This is a genomic window from Massilia sp. Root335, from assembly GCF_001425685.1.
Lineage (GTDB): Bacteria > Pseudomonadota > Gammaproteobacteria > Burkholderiales > Burkholderiaceae_D > Telluria > Telluria luteola.
In genome coordinates, this window is record NZ_LMCY01000003.1 from 454,971 (window position 1) to 473,792 (window position 18,822).

Here is an 18,822-nt window from a genome sequence, read left to right on the forward strand (position 1 = left end):
CCAGTGTGTTATGCGGCTATACTCGTTTGCTGCCACTTTAAGAAAACCGACGACCCGAGTATTGCGGATTCATGCCAAGCGCTTGTTCGAACATGCCAGCCTCGCCGCCGCGCGTCACCGCGGCCTATCTGCAGCCGCTGCTGGAGGCGGCCGCCGCGCGGGGCATCGCGCCGGCCGCGCTGGCGCAGGCGGCCGGGCTCGCGCCGGCGCTGCTCGACCCGCTGCCGGACGCGCTGGCGGCATGCGACTACATCGCCCTGCTGGACGCCGGCAGCCGCCTCGCGGGCGATCCGCATTTCGGCCTGCACGTGGGCGAGCGCGTGCGGCCCGGTACGTACAGCGTGTACGGCCTCGTGCTGCTGGCCTGCCGCGACATCGGCCAGGCGCTGGAACAGACGCAACGCTACGAACAGCTGGCGCACGACCTCGGACGCTCGCGCCTCGAACCCGAAGGCAGTATGGCGCGCTACACGTGGGCCAGCCATTATCCGGCGGCGAGCCGCCACCTGGCGGAAAGCGTCTTCGCCGGCATCCGCACGTTCGGCTGCTGGCTCGCGGGGCGGCCGCTGGCGCCGCGCGCCCTCGCCTTCGCGCATGCGCGCCCGCCCGACGCCGATCCGGCCGAATACGCGCGCGTGCTCGGCATGGTCCCGGACTTCGGCGCGCCCGCACACACCGTCGACTTCGATGCCGCCCTCCTCGCCCTGCCGCTGCCCGCCGCGGACACTGCCATGTATCCGCTGCTGCAGCAGCACGCCGAGCGCCTGCTGCGCGAACGGGCGCAGGCGCCAGGGGGCATCGTCGCGCAGGTCCACGCGGCCATCGCGGGCAGGCTCGCGACCGGACCCGTGCGGCTGGCCGGCATCGCCGCCGCGCTGGACCTGTCGCCGCGCACCCTGCAGCGCAAGCTGGCCGACGCCGGCGCGACCTTCCAGCAAGTGCTCGACGCCGCCCGCTACGCACTGGCGATGGACTATCTGCGCCAGGACGGGCTGTCGCTAGTCGACATCGCCTTCCTGCTCGGCTTCCAGGAACAGAGCGCGTTCACGCACGCGTTCCGCGAGTGGTCCGGCATGAATCCGGGCGCCTGGCGCGAGCGGGCGCTGGCTGCGCCATGACGGCCATCATTTCTGAATGTTCGCGATAACATTTCATGTTAGACTTTGAAAGAACGTCAACATGACGTTGCAACGCGCTTGCCAATCAGGGGACAACCGGCAGGTTCAACAACACGAACAGGAAAAACAACAATGTGGAAGTCGTTATTCATCGCGGGGGCGTCCGTGTGGGCGCTGACGGGCCATGCGGCCACACTGACCATGCAGCGCGTGGGCACGGGCATGCAGGTGCGCACGGACACGGGCGTGCTGACCATCGAACCGGTGGCGCCGCGCGTCGTCCACGTGCGCTTCGGTCCGGCCGGCTTTGCGGGCAATTACAACCCGGCCGTCATCGCGCAGCCGGAGAAGATCGCATTCAAGATCGGCGAGGCGGCTGACGCCTGGACGCTGTCGACGGCGGACCTGCGGGTGCGCGTGGCGCGCCCCGGCGGCGAGATCACGTTCCAGACGGCCGACGGTCACGACATCCTGCGCGAGGGCGGCCGCGACGTGGCGCACGGCGTCACGCAGCGCTTCCAGACGGAGACCATCCTGTACGGCCTGGGCCAGCACCAGAACGGCCTGCTCGACTACAACGGCACCATCACGCGGCTGCAGCAGGCCAACCGCGACGTGGCCGTGCCGATGCTCGTGTCGCCCAAGGGGTTCGGCATCCTGTGGAACAACGCGGCCGTCACCGACGTGGAAGCCGGCCTGGCGTCGGGACCGGCGATCCTGATCCGTTCGGAAGCGGGCGGCGTCGATTACCACTTCATGTACGGTCCGGAACTCGACGACGTGATCAAGGGCTACCGCCGGCTGACCGGCACGGCGCCGATGATGGCGCGCTGGACGTGGGGCCTGTGGCAATCGAAGGAACGCTACGCGACGCAGGACGAGCTGCTCGGCGTCGCAGCGAAATACCGGCAAATGCGGGTGCCGCTCGACGCCGTCATCCAGGACTGGCAGTACTGGGCGCCGGGCCAATGGGGCAGCCACGCATTCGACAAGGCCCGCTACCCCGATCCGGCTGGGATGGTGAAAAAACTGCATGACGAGAACATCCACGCCATCATTTCCGTGTGGGCGCGCCTCGATCCGGACACGGCGAACACGCATGCGCTGGACGCCATCGGCGGCCTGTACCCGGCCACGTATCCGAACGTCTACCCGGCCGGCAAGGGGCGCTGGTACGACGCGTACAACCCGCGCGCCCGCGACCTGTACTGGCGCCAGATCATGCGCAACCTGGGCACGCTGGGCTTCGACGGCTGGTGGCTGGACGCGTCGGAAGCGGAGCTGGGCGGCTGGTGGGGCCAGATGCGCGACGTCAAGACGGCCGCCGGCCAGGGCAGCGTCGTCTACAACGCCTACCCGCTGCTGCACACGACGGCCGTGCATGACGGGATGGTGCGCGACCAGCCCGAGAAGCGCGCGTTCATCCTGACCCGCTCGGCCTACGCCGGCCAGCAGCGCAACGCGGCCATCACGTGGTCGGGCGACACGATGGGCAACTGGGACACGTTCCGCCGCCAGGTGCCGGCCGCGCTGAACTTCACCCTCACCGGCATCCCGTACTGGTCGGCCGACATCGGCGGCTTCTTCGGCGGCAAGCCGAAAGACCCGGCCTACGCGGAACTGTTCACGCGCTGGTTCCAGTTCGGCGTGTTCAACCCGATGTTCCGCGTGCACGGCACCGGCGACGGCAAGGAGATCTGGCAGTTCGACGCCGCCACGCAGAAGATCATGCGTGACTACATCGACCTGCGCTACCGCCTGCTCCCGTACATCTATTCGGCCTCGTGGGACGTCACGCACAATGACGGCACGATGATGCGCGCCCTCGCCTTCGACTTCCGCGACGATGACCAGGCGCTCCACATCCCGGACGAGTACATGTTCGGCAAGGCCCTGCTCGTGGCGCCCGTCGTGCAGGCGCATGCGCAGGCGCGCGAGGTCTACCTGCCCGGCAAGGACGCGTGGTTCGACTTCTGGACCGGTACTCGCCTCGACGCGGGCCAGGTGGTGACGGCGAAGGCCGACATCGCGACGATCCCCGTCTACGTCCGTGCCGGCAGCATCCTGCCGCTGGGTCCAGTAAAACAGTTCGCGGACGAGAAGTCGGACGCGCCGATGGACCTCGTCGTCTATCCGGGCAAGGACGGCGCCTACGCGCTGTACGACGACGGCGGCGACGGCTACGCCTACCAGAAAGGCGCGCATGCGCTGGTGCGGATGACGTGGCACGACGGCGCGAAACGCCTCGACATCGCGCCGCGCGAGGGCCGCTACGACGGCATGCCGGCACGCCAGGCGTTCGCCGTGCGCTGCGGTCCGCAGGCCGGCGACGTCGTCAAGGTCGACTACGACGGCCGTGCCGCCTCCGTCACGCTGCCGCACTGCGGCGGCTGAACGGGGTCAAGACCTGCGCGCGCGTGCGCGCAGGTCGTCCAGCGCCGGCACGATGGCGAGGCTGCACAGCAGCAGCGCCAGCGGCACCGTCGCCGCATAGCCGAGCACCTTGAACCCGAGCGCGCCGGCCACGCCGCCGCCGAAAAAACTGCCCAGCAGGCCGCACAGCACCGCGAGGCGCGCGTGGTTGGACGCCACGCGCGGACGCGCGGTCTCGTCGGCATTCCAGTACAACATCCTGCCCAGTTCGATGCCGATGTCGGTGACGATGCCCGTCATGTGCGTCGTGCGGATCTCGGCGTGCGACAGCTTCGTCACCAGGGCGTTCTGCAGGCCCATCGTATAGCACAGCAGCATCACGGTGGCCGGCACGAACAGGCCGCGGACGCTGGACAGGCGCGCGCCCAGCACGCCGAACGCCAGCAGCAGCACGGCTTCGAACATCAGCGGCAGCGCGTATTCGCTGGCCAGGCTGCGGCGCCGTCCGTAGTTGACGAGCAGCGCCGTGCTGGCCGCGCCCAGCAGGAACGAAACGATGGCGCCGAGCGCGTCCAGCACGAGATCGCCGGCGCCCAGCGCGAGATTGTCGGCGGCCGAGGACACGATGCCCGTCATGTGCGACGTGTACTGGTGCACGGCCAGGAAACCGCCGGCATTCGTCGCCCCGGCCACGCCGGCCAGCGCGAAGCCGAGGTGGCGGTTGGCGCGCGCGCTGCGCGCCTGGGCGGTCAGGGTACGGACGTAGTCGACGGAGCGCTGCATGATCGGTGGGCCTGTAAGGATTCCTGTCATCAATACTACGCCGACCCGGGGCGTCCGGAAAGGTCGCCCCGGCACCGGATCTGGCTATAATTGTCCTTCTCACACCGCACATCGCCAAGAAAACACATCGCCGTGAATCCACATCTCGACCGCCTGCACCCTTATCCGTTCGAAAAGCTGCGCCAGTTGTTCGCCGGCGTCACGCCGAATCCCGACTACAAACCGATCAGCCTGGGTATCGGCGAACCCAAGCACCCGACGCCCGCCTTCATCCAGAAGGCCCTGACGCACGCGATGGCCGGCCTGGCCACGTATCCGACCACGCACGGCAGCGAGCCGCTGCGCGCCGCGATCGCCGGCTGGCTGGAGCGCCGCTATGCGATCCCGCCGCTCGACCCGGCCACGATGGTGCTGCCCGTGAACGGCTCGCGCGAGGCCCTGTTCGCGATCGCGCACAGCGTGGTCGATGCGTCGAAGCCGGGCGCCCTCGTCGTCAGCCCGAATCCGTTCTACCAGATCTACGAAGGCGCGGCCTACCTCGCGGGCGCCGAGCCGTATTTCGTGAATTCCCAGCCGGCCCGCAACTTCGCCTGCGATTACTCCAGCGTGCCGGACGCCGTGTGGCAGCGCGTGCAGCTGCTGTACCTGTGCTCCCCCGGCAATCCGACCGGCGCCGTGCTGTCGCTGGACGACTGGCGCGAACTGTTCGCGCTGTCCGACCGCCACGGCTTCGTCATCGCGGCCGACGAGTGCTATTCCGAGATCTATTTCGGCGCCACGCCCCCGCTGGGCGCGCTGGAAGCGGCGCACCAGCTGGGCCGGAGCGGCGGCGCGCGTCCGTACGCCAACCTGATCGTGTTCTCGAGCCTCTCCAAGCGCTCGAACGTGCCGGGCATGCGCTCGGGCTTCGTCGCCGGCGATCCGGAACTGATGAAGAAATTCCTGCTGTACCGCACCTACTGCGGCGGCGCGATGTCGCCGCCGGTGCAGGCCGCGTCCTGCGCGGCGTGGAACGACGAACACCACGTGCAGGAGAACCGCAACCTGTACAAGGAAAAGTTCCACCTCATCACCCCGCTGCTCAAGCAGGCGATGGACGTGGAACTGCCCGACGCCGGCTTCTACCTGTGGGCCGACGTGCGCCGCACGGGCCTGTCGGACACGGAGTTCGCACGCGGCCTGTACGCCGAATATAATGTGACGGTTTTGCCCGGCAGTTACCTGGCGCGCGACGCGCACGGCAGCAATCCGGGCCGCAACCGCATCCGCATGGCGCTCGTCGCCGAAGTGGACGAAGGACTGGAAGCGGCGAACCGCATCGTCCAGTTCTGCAAAGACCTCAAGGCTTCGTCCTGAATCAGACACCAACCCAACGATAGACCATCATGACCCAACAACTCCAGACCATCATCGACACCGCGTGGGAACAGCGCGCGGACATCAGCCCGGCGGGCGCCAGCGTGGAAGTACGCGACGCCGTCGCCCACGTCCTGGCCGGCCTTGACGACGGCAGCCTGCGCGTCGCCCAGAAAGACAGCGGCAGCTGGGTCGTGAACCAGTGGATCAAGAAGGCCGTCCTGCTGTCGTTCCGCCTGGAAAACAACGTACCCGTCGAAGGCGGCGGCATGCAGTTCTACGACAAGGTCCCGACCAAGTTCGCCAACTACACCGCCGACGATTTCGCCAAGGGCGGATTCCGCGTCGTGCCGCCGGCCGTCGCGCGCCGCGGCTCGTTCATCGGCAAGAACGTCGTCCTGATGCCGTCGTACGTGAACATCGGCGCCTACGTCGACGAAGGCGCGATGGTCGACACGTGGGCCACCGTCGGCTCCTGCGCCCAGATCGGCAAGAACGTCCACCTGTCGGGCGGCGTCGGCATCGGCGGCGTGCTGGAACCGATGCAGGCCAACCCGACCATCATCGAAGACAACTGCTTCATCGGCGCCCGCTCGGAAGTCGTGGAAGGCGTGATCGTCGAAGAAAACTCGGTGATCTCGATGGGCGTGTACATCGGCCAGTCGACCAAGATCTACAACCGCGAGACCGGCGAAGTGTCGTATGGCCGCATCCCGGCCGGTTCCGTCGTCGTGTCGGGCAACCTGCCCTCGGCCGACGGCAAGTACAGCCTGTACTGCGCCGTGATCGTCAAGCAGGTCGATGCCAAGACGCGCGCGAAGACGGGCATCAACGAGCTGCTGCGCGGGATCTGATCCGGCATCAACGAGCTGCTGTGCTGGATCTGATCCGGCATTTGGTGGGCACGCGCCCACCCTGCGGCCTGAAAACCGTCGTTCCCGCGCAGGCGGGAACCCAAGTACGTTTGCATACCGCGCACTCAATTGGGTCCCCGCCTCCGCGGGGACGACGTGCCATGGCTGACCATCTCCACAGCATTTTCCGCACCGCGCTGCCCAACCTCCCCCCCTCAGGTTAGAATCCCTTAAACGCGAAAAATTACCGCGAAGCAAGGGAGAGCACCATGATGATGGAACGCCTGTTCCAGTTGATGAAGGAAAAGAACGCGTCCGACATGTTCTTCGCGGTCAATTCCCCCGTCCACATCAAGATCAACGGGAACCTCATCCCGATCAACCAGAACAAGCTCGAGCCCGAGAACATCCGCGTCCTGCTGTCGGAAATCGCGAGCCCCGAGCAGATGGAAGAGCTGGAACGCGACAACGAGCTCAATATGGGCATCTCGGTCGCGAACCTGGGCCGCTTCCGCCTGTCCGCCTTCCGCCAGCGCGGCAGCATTTCCGCCGTGTTCCGTTTCGTCCCCGCGACGATCCCGCCGCTGGCCGAGCTGGGCCTGCCCCCGGTGCTGTCCGAGCTCATCATGGAAAAGCGCGGCCTGCTCCTGATTGTCGGTGCGACCGGATCGGGCAAGTCGACGACGATCGCCTCGATGCTCGACCACCGCAACGAGCAGCGCCACGGCCACATCCTCACGCTGGAAGACCCCATCGAATACCTGTTCAAGAACAAGAAATCGATCATCAACCAGCGCGAGATCGGCAGCGACGCGAAGAGCTTCGACGTCGCGCTGCGCAATTCGATGCGCCAGGCGCCCGACTGCATCCTGATCGGCGAGATCCGCGACAAGGACACGATGGCCGCCGCCCTCGCCTACGCGCAGTCCGGCCACCTGGTGCTCGCGACCCTGCATGCGAACAACAGCTACAACGCGCTGAACCGCATCATCAGCTTCTATCCGATCGAGAACCGCCCCGCCCTGCTGCAGGACCTGTCGTCCGCCGTGAAGGCCATCGTCTCGCAGCGCCTCGTGCGCGCGAAGGCGGGCGGGCGGCGCCAGGCCGCGGTCGAGATCATGGTCAACACGCGCTACGTCGCCGACCTGATCGAAAAGGGCGACATCGGCCAGATCAAGGAAGCGATGGACAAGAGCCTGTCGCCGGGCTCGCAATCGTTCGAAACCGCCCTGCTGGAACTCGTGCAGGCCGACCTCATCACGCAGGAAGAAGCGCTGGCCAACGCCGACTCGGCCACCAACCTGCTCTGGCTGATCAACAACGGGCCGGACAGCAAGGCGCGGGAGCAAGAAGCGCCCAAACCGGCCGAGCCGGACGGGGCGTCGTTCACGGAATTTACGCTGGATAACTGAGCGGCCGCGCCCGCGCGCTGCTCCTGCCCCGCCATTGCTAAACTATCTGCCGGATAGCCGGCCTGTGCTATCCTTCGCGCCTTCCCGAACGGCAAGACCCATCCCGCCATGAAAAATATCCTCTACGGTATTCCCAACTGCGACACCGTCAAGAAAGCCCGCACCTGGCTTGCCGACAACGGCCAGGAGTTCGAGTTCCATGACTTCAAGAAGCAAGGCCTGGAGCGCGCCACCGTCGCGCACTGGCTCGAGCAGATCGATTGGGAAACGCTCGTGAACCGCAAGGGCACGACGTGGCGCAAGCTGTCCGACGAGCGCCGCGCGCAGGTCGTCGACAAGGCCAGCGCCCTCGACCTGATGCTGGAGAATCCGTCCGTCATCAAGCGTCCCGTGCTGGAAGGCGCCGGTAAATTGTCCGTCGGTTTTTCCGCCGAGCAGTACGAAGACCTGTTCGGCGACTGGCCCGCATGAAGCCCTCGCGCACCCACAAGCTGACGGAAGCGCTGATCGCGCTCGATTCCGTCACGCCGCAGGACAAGGGCTGCCAGCAGAAACTGAAGGATCTGCTGGCGCCCCTCGGTTTTCGGTGCGAAACGATCGAATCGAACGGCGTGACCAATCTGTGGGCGCGCCGCGGCGACGCGTCTCCGGTGTTCGTGTTCGCCGGCCACACGGACGTCGTGCCGACCGGGCCCGCCGGCCAGTGGGCGTCGCAACCGTTCACGCCGACCATCCGCGACGGCAGGCTGTACGGCCGCGGCGCGTCGGACATGAAGACGTCGATCGCCGCCATGGTCGTCGCCGTCGAGGAATTCGTCGCAATGCACCCGGAACACATCGGCTCGATCGCCTTCTTGATCACGTCGGACGAGGAAGGCCCCGCCACGGACGGCACCGTCATCGTGTGCGAGCTGCTGGAAGACCGGGGCGAGACGATCGACTATTGCCTCGTGGGCGAGCCCACCTCCAGCCACGTGCTGGGCGACATGATCAAGAACGGCCGCCGTGGTTCGCTGTCGGGCTGCCTCGTCGTCAAGGGCGTGCAGGGCCATATCGCCTACCCGCACCTGGCGCGCAACCCGATCCACCTCGCCGCGCCGGCCCTGGCCGAGCTCGCGGCCGAGCAATGGGATGAAGGCAACGAGTACTTTCCGCCGACGAGCTGGCAGATGTCGAACATCGCGGCCGGCGCGGGCGCGACGAACGTGATCCCGGGCGAACTGAAGGTCGATTTCAATTTCCGCTTTTCCACCGCGAGCACGGCCGAGAGCCTGCAGGCGCGCGTGCACGCGATCCTCGACCGCCACGGCCTCGACTACGACCTCAAGTGGACGCTGTCCGGCCACCCGTTCCTCACGCCCAAGGGCACGCTGTCGGACGCGATCTGCGGCTCGATCAAGCAGGAACTGGGCGTGACGACCGAATTGTCGACGACGGGAGGCACCTCCGACGGGCGCTTCATCGCGCGCATCTGCCCCCAGGTGATAGAATTCGGGCCACCCAACGACAGCATCCACAAGATCGACGAGCACATCGAAGTGCGATACATCGATCCGCTCAAGAACATCTACCGGCGCACGCTGGAACGATTGCTGACCATCCCGCCGTCCGCGGCATAACGAGACCTGGCCATGACCACGACCAATTTCTGCACGCCGCGCGACCTGCTGCGCTACGCCGTCACCCGCTTCAACGGTGCCAAGCTGTTCTTCGGCCACGGCAGCGCCGAAGCCTTCGACGAGGCCGCCTACCTGATCCTGCACACCCTGAAACTGCCGCTGGACAAGCTCGAGCCCTTCCTCGACGCCCGCCTGTTGCCGGAAGAAGTGCTGCAGGTAATGGCCGTCATCGAGCGCCGCGTCACCGAACGCGTGCCGGCCGCCTACATCACGAACGAAGCGTGGCTGGGCAGCTACAACTTCTACGTCGACGAACGCGTGCTCGTGCCGCGCTCGTTCATCGCCGAGCTGATCCCGAACATGTTCAGCCCGTGGGTGGCCGATCCGGACGGCGTCGAGAACGTGCTGGAACTGTGCACCGGCTCCGGCTGCCTGGCGATCATGCTGGCGGACGCATTCCCGAACGCCGTCGTCGACGCCGTCGACATCTCGCAGGACGCGCTGGCCGTGGCCGAGCGCAACATCCGCGACTACAAGCTCGAAGGCCGCGTGAACCCGATCGAGTCCGACCTGTACCAGCACGTGCCGTTCAAGAAGTACGACCTGATCGTCACGAATCCGCCATACGTGAACAGCGATTCGATGGGCAAGCTGCCGCCGGAATACCTGCGCGAACCTAGAATCGCCCTGGCCGGCGGCGAGGACGGCATGGACCTCGTGCGCAAGATCGTCGACGGCGCCGCCGAGCGCCTGAGCCCGGAAGGCGTGCTGATCGTCGAGATCGGCAACGAGCGCGAGTATGCGGAAGCGGCGTTCGGCCATCTGGGGCTGACGTGGCTGACCACCAGCCAGGGTGACGATGCGGTATTTCTGCTGACGGCCGAGCAGCTGGCGAAGTAATTTCTACGACAGCCCAAAAACCGTCGTCCCCGCGACGGCGGGGACCCAAGTATGTTAGCGAACCGCTGGCTGAAATTGGGTCCCCGCCTGCGCGGGGACGACGTTGTTTAAGACAAGCGATATTTCCATGATCCGATTCTCCAACGTCAGCCTGATGCGCGGCACGAAGCCGCTGCTGGAAGACGCCGACCTCACCCTCAATCCCGGCGACAAGATCGGCCTGATCGGCGCGAACGGCGCCGGCAAATCCAGCCTGTTCGCGATGCTGCGCAACGAGCTCCACCCGGACCAGGGCGAGATCGACTTTCCCGCGCGCTGGCGCATGGCCTATGTGGCGCAGGAGACCCCGGCGCTGGACCGCCCCGCGATCGAGTACGCCATCGACGGCGACGCCCACCTGCGCACCTTGCAGGCCGAGCTGGAACGCCTCGAACACCTGCCGCACACGACGGAGAACGGCCTCGCCATCGGCCACGTGCACGCGGCGCTGGCCGATGCCGACGCCTACACGGTGCAGTCGCGCGCCGAGCAGTTGCTGCTCGGCCTGGGCTTCTCGCTGGAGCAGATGCGCCAGCCCGTCGCCAGCTTCTCGGGCGGCTGGCGCATGCGCCTGAACCTCGCGCAGGCGCTGATGTGTCCTTCCGACCTGCTGCTGCTGGACGAGCCGACCAACCACCTGGACCTGGACGCCATCATCTGGCTCGAGGACTGGCTCAAGCGCTATCCCGGCACCCTGATCATCATCTCGCACGACCGCGACTTCCTCGACGAAATCGTGAACGTCGTCGTGCACATCCACGAGCGCAGCTTGACACGGTACTCGGGCAACTACTCCGCGTTCGAGCGCCAGCGCGCCGCGCACCTGGTCCTCGCCGCGGCCGCGTACGAAAAACAGCAGCGCACCCGCGCCCACCTGCAATCGTTCGTCGACCGCTTCAAGGCCAAGGCCACCAAGGCGCGCCAGGCCCAGAGCCGCATGAAGGCGCTGGCGAAGATGGAAGAACTGGCCCCGCTGCGCGCCGCGGCCGAGTTCTCGTTCGAATTCCGCGATCCGCTGTCGGCACCGAACCCGCTGCTCGTGATGGAAGACGTCGACGCCGGCTATCCGCTGCTCGACGCGCATGGCGACAAGGTCGGCGGCAAGACCATCGTCCACAAGGTGACCTTCTCGCTGCAGACGGGCCAGCGCATCGGCCTGCTGGGCGTGAACGGCGCCGGCAAATCCACGCTGATCAAGACGATCGCGGGCGACCTCGCGCCGCTGGCCGGCACTGCGACCCTGGGCAAGGGCCTCGTCATCGGCTACTTCGCCCAGCACCAGGTCGAGATGCTGCGCCACGACGAATCGCCGCTGTGGCACCTGCAAAAGATCGCGCCGACGACGCGCGAGCAGGAGCTGCGCAACTTCCTCGGCGGCTTCAACTTCCCGGGCGATATGGTGACGAGTTCCATCGCCCCGTTCTCCGGCGGCGAGAAGGCCCGCCTGGCGCTCGCGCTGATCGTGTGGCAGCGCCCCAACCTGCTGCTGCTGGACGAACCGACGAACCACCTGGACCTGGAAACGCGCGAGGCGCTCACGCTGGCGCTGGCGCAGTTCGAGGGCACGCTCGTCGTCGTCTCGCACGACCGCCACCTGCTGCGCGCGACGACCGACCAGTTCATCATCGTGGCCGACGGCCGCCTGCAGCCGTTCGACGGCGACCTGGACGACTACAAGGACTGGCTGTTCCAGACCAAGCTGAAAGGCGACGCCGGCGCGAGCGCCCCGCTGCCCGCGTCCGCCGCCGCGGCGCCCGTCGCAGCCGTCGACCGCAAGGAACAGAAGCGCCTCGAAGCGGAAGAACGCCAGCGCGTGGCGGCGCTGAAGAAGCCGATCGAAAACCGCATCAAGCGGCTCGAAGAGCAGATGGCCAAGCTGAACGCGAAGAAGGCCGACGTCGACGCCCGGCTGCTGGAGCCGGGCATCTACGAGGCCGACAAGAAGGAAGAGCTCAAGAACCTCGTGGCCGACCAGGCGTTTCTCACGCGCGACCTGGGCAACCTGGAGAACGAGTGGCTGGAGCTGCAGGAGCAGCTGGAAAGCCTCGTCGCCTGATCAGGCCACCTGCCGCGCTCCATCCTTCTTCGGCCGGCGCACCGACATCAGCCGGTCGATGTCGACGAGGATCAGGCGGCGCGTCCCCGCCTGCCCCAGGCCGATCAGGTAATCGACCTGGGCCCGGTCCGCGCCCGGCACGGGCGACACCTGCTCGGGCGCCAGCGACACGACGCCCGTGACGCCGTCCACCACCATCCCCATCACGCAGCTCGACAGCCTGAGGATGATCACGTCCGTCATCGGGTCGGGCGCGCCCGGTGCCCGGCCGCAGGCGGCGCGCATGTCCACGAGCGGCATGATCACGCCGCGCGAGACGGCCACGCCCTTGACCATCTCGCCGTCCGCGGCGAACCGCTCGAGGGCCTTGAGGACGCGCAGTTCCTGCACCTTGGCGACATCGAGCCCGTATTCGAGGCCGCCGAGGGTAAAGCTCAGGAACTGGGTGGTCGTAGTCATGTGCATGGCGGATCCTTTCTCAAGATCGCCATGCTACGGCGATGACGCCTGGAAATTGTTGAGTACAGTCAACAAATTATGAGACATTTCCTACCTTGCGTTCGGCACCTGCGCCCGTACAATGTTCGGAATTGACCTAGAGGGGATGACGATGTTCCGGTGGCTGCAACGCCTTTTTTCCGGCCCGGCCGCCGCGCAACCGCAGCCGGCCGCCATGCCTGTCGCCGATCTGGCGCCCGTGCCCGACGCAGCGGCGCCTGCTCGCGCCCCCGTCGCGCCCGTCGCGCCCGTGCCGCCGCCGGCCACGTCGGCCGTGTCGTTCGAACAGCTGGAACGGATCAACGGCGCGTGGAACGGCTGGCTGTTCGATCACGCCGGCGGCGGCCTGGAACTCACCGGCACCGAAACCCGCGTGCTGGACGCGCTGGCCGCGATCGTCGCGTCGCAGCAGTCCGGCGCGGCGCTGGTGCGGCGCATGCCGGGGCTCGTCCCGCAACTGCTGCAAAGCCTGCGCAGCGAAACCTTCTCGGGCAGCGCGCTGTCGCGCACGATCGCGTCCGATCCCGTGCTGGTGGCGGCCGTCGTCCGCCTCGCCAACAGCTGCTACCAGGGGACCGGGAACGCCATCACGAGCGTCGAGCACGCGGTGATCCTGATCGGGCAGGAAGGCCTGCGCCAGCTGATCACGACGGTCGCGTTCCGTCCCATCATCGACATGCATTCGGGGTTCTACACGCGCCGGCTGGCGCCGCACCTGTGGGCGCATTCGGAGCGCTGCGCGCTGGCCGCGCGCCGGACGGCCGGCGACGGCATCGCGCCGTTCGACGCCTTCCTGGCGGGGCTGCTGCAGAACGTGGGCCTGATCGTCAGCCTGCGCATCATGGACCAGATGGCGCAGGAAGGCGAACGGCTCGGCTCCGACGTGTTCCTGGCCCAGCTGGCGCGCGACACGCGCCGCCTGTGCGCGAGCATCGCGCGCGAATGGAATTTTCCGGACTCGGTGGCCCAGGCACTGCTGGAACAGGGCGCGTTGCGGCGCGGTGCGGCGGTATCGCCGCTGGGGCGCCTGCTCAAGCTGACGGATTATCTGGGCAAGGTGCGCATGCTCGTCGAGCAGGGGCTGCTCGACGAGGCGGATGAGGCCTTGTTCGCGGGACTGCCGCCCGAAGCCGCGCCGTGTTATGCGGCGCTTGCGGCGACCGGGGATGGTTGACGTCTGGCGGGCTCGGGGAGCCCACCCTACGGCTGCGGAAGCCGCGTAGGATGGGCGCCCCGTGCCCATGATGCGTGACCGCGCCGCATGCATCCGGCGGGCTCGGGGAGCCCGCCGGACGGTTCAACGCTTCGTCAGCTTCGCGTCTTCGATCGCCAGCTGCTTGTTCTGCTCATCCAGCCAGGTCTTGAGCGGCGCGAAGTATTCCAGCATCGCGGTCGCATCCATCTTCTCCGACCCCGTGATGGCCTTCAGCGCTTCCGGCCACGGCTTGCTGGTGCCCATCGCCAGCATCTGCTGGAACTTGGCGCCGGCCTTCTTGTTGCCGTAGATCGAGCAGCGGTACAGCGGTCCCGTGTCGCCCGCCTCCTTGCACAGCGCGCGGTGGAACTGGAACTGCAGCACGTGGGCCAGGAAGTAGCGTGCGTACGGGGTGTCGCTGGCGACGTGGAACTTGGCGCCGGCATCGAAGCCGCCGTCGACGATCGGGGCCGGACGCGCCACGCCCTGGTACTGCTCCGTCAGCGCCCACCAGGCCTTGTCGTAGTCGGCCGGCTTGACCTGGCCGCCGTACACCTGCCAGCGCCATTTGTCGACCTTGTACGCGAACGGCAGGAACGCGACCTTCTGCAGCGCCGTGTACAGCAGCGGACCGATTTCCTGTTTCGGGTCCGGGTCGGTGTTCATCAGGCCGATCTTCTTGAGGTAGGCCGGCGTGATCGACAGCGCGACGGTGTCGCCGATGGCTTCGTGGAAGCCGTCGTTGGCGCCGTTCTTGAACATCGGCGACTGCACGCTGTACGCGAGGTCGTAGTACAGGTGGCCCAGTTCGTGGTGGATGGTGCGGAAATCCTCGGCCGTCGGCGTGATGCACATCTTGACGCGCACGTCGTCCTTGCCGTCCAGGTCCCAGGCGGACGCGTGGCACACGACTTCGCGGTCGCGCGGCTTGGTCAGCAGCGAGCGCTCCCAGAACGTGGCCGGCAGTTTCCGCATGCCCAGCGACGTGTAGAAGCCTTCGGCATAGCGCGTCATCTCGGCGGCGCTGGCCTTGCGCGCTTCCAGCAGCGCCGTCAGGTCTTCGCCCTTTTCCAGGCCGGCGGGCTTGAGGATCGGGTACAGGTTGTCCCAGCTCTGCGCCCACATATTGCCCAGCAGCTGGGCGGGAATCGGACCGTCGGCCGGAACGAGGTCCGGACCGTAGGCCTGGCGCAGCTTGTAGCGCGTGTAGGTGTGCAGCGATTCGTACAGCGGCTTCACCTGCTGCCACAGGCGTTCCATCTCGGCCGCGAAGGCATCGGGCGCCATGTCGTAGCGCGAGCGCCACAAGGCGCCGGTATCGGCATAGCCCATCGCGCGGGCGCCCTTGTTCGACAGGTCGACGTAGCGCGCGTAATCCTGCTTGTAGGCCGGCGACTGGGCGTGCCAGCCGAGCCAGACTTCCTTCAGGCGCGCCGGATCGTGGCTCGTGGCCAGCACTTTTTCCAGTTCGCCCAGCGGCATGCAATCCGGCTTCGCGGCGCCGGCGGCGGCCGCGGGGCAGTACTTCGCCTTGCCGTACGCGCCCGTCATGCTCGCGGCCAGGCGCGCGTAGGCGGCACGGTCGTCGGCGTTTTCCAGCATCAGCGACTGCTGCATCAGCATCAGCTTGCGCGCGCTTGCGTCCGACACCTTCAGGCCGTTGTAGCGGCGCGCCTTGAGGGCGATGTCGCCGCTCACGGTCAGGTATTGTTCGTTGGCCCGGGCGGTCAGGGTCTCGGTGTCGAGCGTGATGAAGTTCTCGGCTACCCACTCGGCGCGGCCGGCGTCGAGGCCCAGCTGGTCGAGTTTCTGTTCGGCGTCGGCGACGAAGCGCTCTGCCTCCGCCACGGTCGGCTTGCCTTTGGTGTTCGCGGCCTTGGTTGCTGCGCTTGCCGGGTTGGCGAGCAGCGCACCGGCGCACATGGCGGCAACCAGCGCGCCGATCGGGCGGCGCTGGTGGATGGGACGCATGTTGTTCAAGGTTTCCCCTCTGGTCTTGTGGTTGGATGCTGTCGAATGCGGCCTCGCGGCCGCCCACAAGTATATGCGCTCGCACCGGCGCCGGGGGGCTTTACGCGGCCGCGGGCACCGCGTCGCTGCTCCATGCGAAGTCGCCGGCCGCGCCCATGAACAGCAGCTCGCCCGCCTGCGGACCGCGCAGGCGCGTGCGGATGTCGCGCGGCGTCCAGCGGTGCGGCGGCCCGTCCGCCGGGCTGTAGCCGAGGATGCGCACCTGCGTCTCGCCCTGCACCGACTGGATCGCCACGCCGGAGATGGTGGCGGCGTCGCTGCGCTGCGCCTCCAGGTTCGCGAGCATGCCCGTGCCGGCCTGCTGCTCGGCCTCGGCCACCTTGATCTTCGCGGAGATGTCGGCGATCGTCTTGAGCGCGGGCCCGATGTCCTGCGCCATCTTCTGGAACTGGCGCGCCTGCTCGGGCGACAGCGTGATGTCGCCCTTGCGCACGCGCGTGGCCAGCATCAGGTAGCGGCGCACGTCCGGCTTGCCCGTCATGGCGTCCATCGCGGCCCGGAGTTGCGCGGCCAGCGCTTCGAACCTGGCGACGCGCTCGCCGACGGCCGCGATGACCTCGTGGATCTGCCGGTCTTCCGCGCGCAGCACGGCCACCAGCATCTCGCTCTGCTTGCGCGGCACGGTGCACTCCACCGTCACGCGCCGGCCCGCCAGCGCGCAGCCCTCGGCCATCTTGACGACGACTTCGTCCCCAACGATCTCGCAGTTCACGGCATGCGCGACCTCGACCCGCACGCCCGCGATGACGCAGTTCTCGGCGCGCTCCAGGACGATGCTGCCGTCCTCCGCGCTCAGCACCGCCGCGGACGCGACGCCGCGCACGTGGATGTCGCCGCGCGCGTTGTGGGCGCTGCCGCTCACGAGGTTCGCACGCACGACGATCGTGCCGCCGCGCGACACGAGGCTGCCGAACACGTCCCCGTGCACGGTGATGCTGTCGGCCTCGATCACGCGTTTTTCCTGGACTTCGCCGAACTCCTCGTAATCGCCCGCCAGGCTCAGGTTGCCCGTCGTCTTGGCGCTGACGCCGTCGCGGCTGACGACTTTCTCGTCGATGGAAATCCGGCTCGTCTTCGCATCGACCATCAGGAAGCCGGCCTGGCTGGAGACGAGGAATTCGCCGTCGGGCATGCGCTCGACCTTCGTGCCCGTGCCCGCGTACGCCGCGAGGTCGGCGTCGCTCCCCGGCTTGGGGTGCAGCGGCGTGCCGGACATCTCGAAGCCCATCGTGCCTGGCGTGGCGGGCTGCTTCTTGAGCAGGCGGACGCCGGGCTGGATCTGCGGGAAGCGGTTCTGGAAGCTGTTCAGGTCGAGGCGGCCGTTGGCCAGCTCGAGCGGCGCGTCGTTGCGGTGGATGTCGTCGGAGATCTCGACGATGTGGGCATCCTCGCCCGGCACCGGATCGGCCTGGCGCGCGAACGTGATGCGGTCGGCCTTGTTCGAAGCCATCGCGGCGCGGATGGCGTCCAGGTCGAGGCCGAAGCGGATTCCCTTCCCCCACATGTCGGCGATGAATTCGTCGACGTCGAGGCGGGTCGGCAGGCCTTCGCCTTCCGGATCGGCCGGGTCGGGCAGCCGGACGGGCTCGAAATAGTATTCGGCATAACCGCGGCCGACCTTGGCGGCGCGGTACAGCGCGCGCCGGTCCGCGTCGAACGGCCGGATGTCGGCGGCGATGCGCACGACCGCGATGCCGTCCGGTCCGCGCGGCAGGTCCGGCCCGTGGCCGAACAAGGCTTTCATCAGTACGGGGTAGTCGACGCCGACGAGGTAGTTGCCCGCGCGGTAGACGTTGTCGACGGCGGCGAGCAGCGTGGTGCCGAGCACGGTAGGATCGGCATACACCCCGTCGTCGCGCTGCGCGATGCAATGCTCGGGACCGGTCGCGGCGATCCGGGTCGCCGAAGCCTGCGCCGGCGCCTGCGGTGCTGCGGGAGAGTCTGTAGTCACGATACGCGCTCCGTGCGGTTGATGCCACGGCAAGGGCTGGGCCGGGGCGAATCCGGCTAGCGTATCATGTTGTCAGCGGAAAATAAACAACAAGCAACAAAGTTGATGTCGGGAAACTCCCGACATCCCGGTCAGCGGCGCTGCGGATATAGATCCATGCCCGCTTCGTTGATCTGGCGGCGCAGGTCGCGCCGTTCGTCAGGCGTCATGCGCCCGCTGCGGCGCTCGTGCTGGGGCTCGCGCTGTTCACGCTGCTCCTGCTGCGGGGCACGGCGCTGATCGTCGTAGGCGGCACGCATGTCGTCGCGCTGGTCGCGGTCCTGCTGCGGGGGCAAGCGGAAGCGCGACGATTGCGGCATGTCGCCGCGGTCGTCCCGGCGGTCACCGTGTTGCTGGGCAAACGCGCTGCCGGCCCCCAGCACCAGGGCGCACGCCAGCACAGCAAAGCGGGCCAGGCGGCCTGCCTTTTTCGCTGCGTGGTGGTGTGTGAGCGCACTGTTCATGGTGTTCCTCTTTCGCTTTGCCTTGTTAGGAGTAAGCTGTAGCGTGAGCTGAGATTCAACTGCGATTCGATGAGGCCAGTGTATGAGGAATCAGCTCCAGGCATAAGGCGAAATGGGTAAAGTTTGTAACACAA

General features: G+C 67.3%; 15 protein-coding genes. 10 read left to right on the top strand and 5 right to left on the bottom strand.

Annotated features, from left to right (window positions below; genetic code table 11):
• Positions 1 to 92: 92 nt before the first annotated feature.
• Both ASC93_RS02425 and ASC93_RS02430 read left to right on the top strand, forming a co-directional pair.
• A complete protein-coding gene (locus tag ASC93_RS02425; protein WP_229412575.1) occupies positions 93 to 1,118 on the top strand; it encodes an AraC family transcriptional regulator in 1,026 nt (341 codons plus the stop codon).
• A 132-nt stretch (positions 1,119 to 1,250) separates the two neighbouring features.
• Entirely contained in the window at positions 1,251 to 3,512 is a 2,262-nt protein-coding gene (locus ASC93_RS02430) for a glycoside hydrolase family 31 protein (protein ID WP_056436348.1), read from the top strand.
• A gap of 6 nt (positions 3,513 to 3,518) precedes the next feature.
• Here ASC93_RS02430 and ASC93_RS02435 read toward each other — a convergent pair whose 3' ends face one another.
• The gene (locus ASC93_RS02435) at positions 3,519 to 4,274 is read right to left on the bottom strand and encodes a YoaK family protein (RefSeq protein ID WP_056436351.1); all 756 of its coding nucleotides are present in this window, start codon (positions 4,272 to 4,274) and stop codon (positions 3,519 to 3,521) included.
• A gap of 132 nt (positions 4,275 to 4,406) precedes the next feature.
• Here ASC93_RS02435 and dapC point away from each other — a divergent pair, with 132 nt between their 5' ends.
• From dapC to ASC93_RS02470, 7 genes are all read left to right on the top strand, one after another.
• Entirely contained in the window at positions 4,407 to 5,630 is a 1,224-nt protein-coding gene (gene dapC / locus ASC93_RS02440; protein ID WP_056436354.1) for a succinyldiaminopimelate transaminase, read from the top strand.
• Positions 5,631 to 5,659: 29 nt separating this feature from the next.
• Positions 5,660 to 6,484 (top strand): 2,3,4,5-tetrahydropyridine-2,6-dicarboxylate N-succinyltransferase, encoded by an 825-nt coding sequence (gene dapD / locus ASC93_RS02445; protein ID WP_056436357.1) that lies wholly within the window; start codon positions 5,660 to 5,662, stop codon positions 6,482 to 6,484.
• Positions 6,485 to 6,753: 269 nt separating this feature from the next.
• The gene (locus ASC93_RS02450; RefSeq protein WP_056436360.1) at positions 6,754 to 7,896 is read left to right on the top strand and encodes a PilT/PilU family type 4a pilus ATPase; all 1,143 of its coding nucleotides are present in this window, start codon (positions 6,754 to 6,756) and stop codon (positions 7,894 to 7,896) included.
• Positions 7,897 to 8,004: 108 nt separating this feature from the next.
• Positions 8,005 to 8,367, top strand: coding sequence for an ArsC family reductase (locus tag ASC93_RS02455; protein ID WP_056436363.1), 363 nt, complete (start codon positions 8,005 to 8,007; stop codon positions 8,365 to 8,367).
• On the top strand, positions 8,364 to 9,515 hold the full coding sequence (gene dapE, locus ASC93_RS02460; RefSeq protein WP_056436366.1) for a succinyl-diaminopimelate desuccinylase: 1,152 nt from the start codon (positions 8,364 to 8,366) through the stop codon (positions 9,513 to 9,515). Before ASC93_RS02455 ends, dapE begins: the two co-directional genes overlap by 4 nt.
• 12 nt (positions 9,516 to 9,527) lie before the next feature.
• Positions 9,528 to 10,415, top strand: coding sequence for a 50S ribosomal protein L3 N(5)-glutamine methyltransferase (gene prmB, locus ASC93_RS02465; RefSeq protein ID WP_056436368.1), 888 nt, complete (start codon positions 9,528 to 9,530; stop codon positions 10,413 to 10,415).
• A 127-nt stretch (positions 10,416 to 10,542) separates the two neighbouring features.
• The gene (locus ASC93_RS02470; protein WP_056436371.1) at positions 10,543 to 12,510 is read left to right on the top strand and encodes an ATP-binding cassette domain-containing protein; all 1,968 of its coding nucleotides are present in this window, start codon (positions 10,543 to 10,545) and stop codon (positions 12,508 to 12,510) included.
• Here the strand turns inward: ASC93_RS02470 and ASC93_RS02475 are convergent, their stop codons facing one another.
• Positions 12,511 to 12,969, bottom strand: a complete 459-nt coding sequence (locus ASC93_RS02475) for a chemotaxis protein CheW (RefSeq protein ID WP_229412576.1) — start codon at positions 12,967 to 12,969, stop codon at positions 12,511 to 12,513.
• A 151-nt stretch (positions 12,970 to 13,120) separates the two neighbouring features.
• Here ASC93_RS02475 and ASC93_RS02480 point away from each other — a divergent pair, with 151 nt between their 5' ends.
• The gene (locus ASC93_RS02480; RefSeq protein ID WP_056436922.1) at positions 13,121 to 14,182 is read left to right on the top strand and encodes an HDOD domain-containing protein; all 1,062 of its coding nucleotides are present in this window, start codon (positions 13,121 to 13,123) and stop codon (positions 14,180 to 14,182) included.
• A 123-nt stretch (positions 14,183 to 14,305) separates the two neighbouring features.
• Here the strand turns inward: ASC93_RS02480 and ASC93_RS02485 are convergent, their stop codons facing one another.
• The 3 genes from ASC93_RS02485 to ASC93_RS02495 form a co-directional block, all read right to left on the bottom strand.
• On the bottom strand, positions 14,306 to 16,174 hold the full coding sequence (locus ASC93_RS02485) for a M2 family metallopeptidase (protein ID WP_056436378.1): 1,869 nt from the start codon (positions 16,172 to 16,174) through the stop codon (positions 14,306 to 14,308).
• A 100-nt stretch (positions 16,175 to 16,274) separates the two neighbouring features.
• Positions 16,275 to 18,185 (bottom strand): flagellar assembly protein A, encoded by a 1,911-nt coding sequence (locus ASC93_RS02490; RefSeq protein WP_056436381.1) that lies wholly within the window; start codon positions 18,183 to 18,185, stop codon positions 16,275 to 16,277.
• Between the two features lie 131 nt (positions 18,186 to 18,316).
• The gene (locus tag ASC93_RS02495) at positions 18,317 to 18,688 is read right to left on the bottom strand and encodes a hypothetical protein (protein WP_056436384.1); all 372 of its coding nucleotides are present in this window, start codon (positions 18,686 to 18,688) and stop codon (positions 18,317 to 18,319) included.
• Between the last annotated feature and the right edge of the window lie 134 nt (positions 18,689 to 18,822).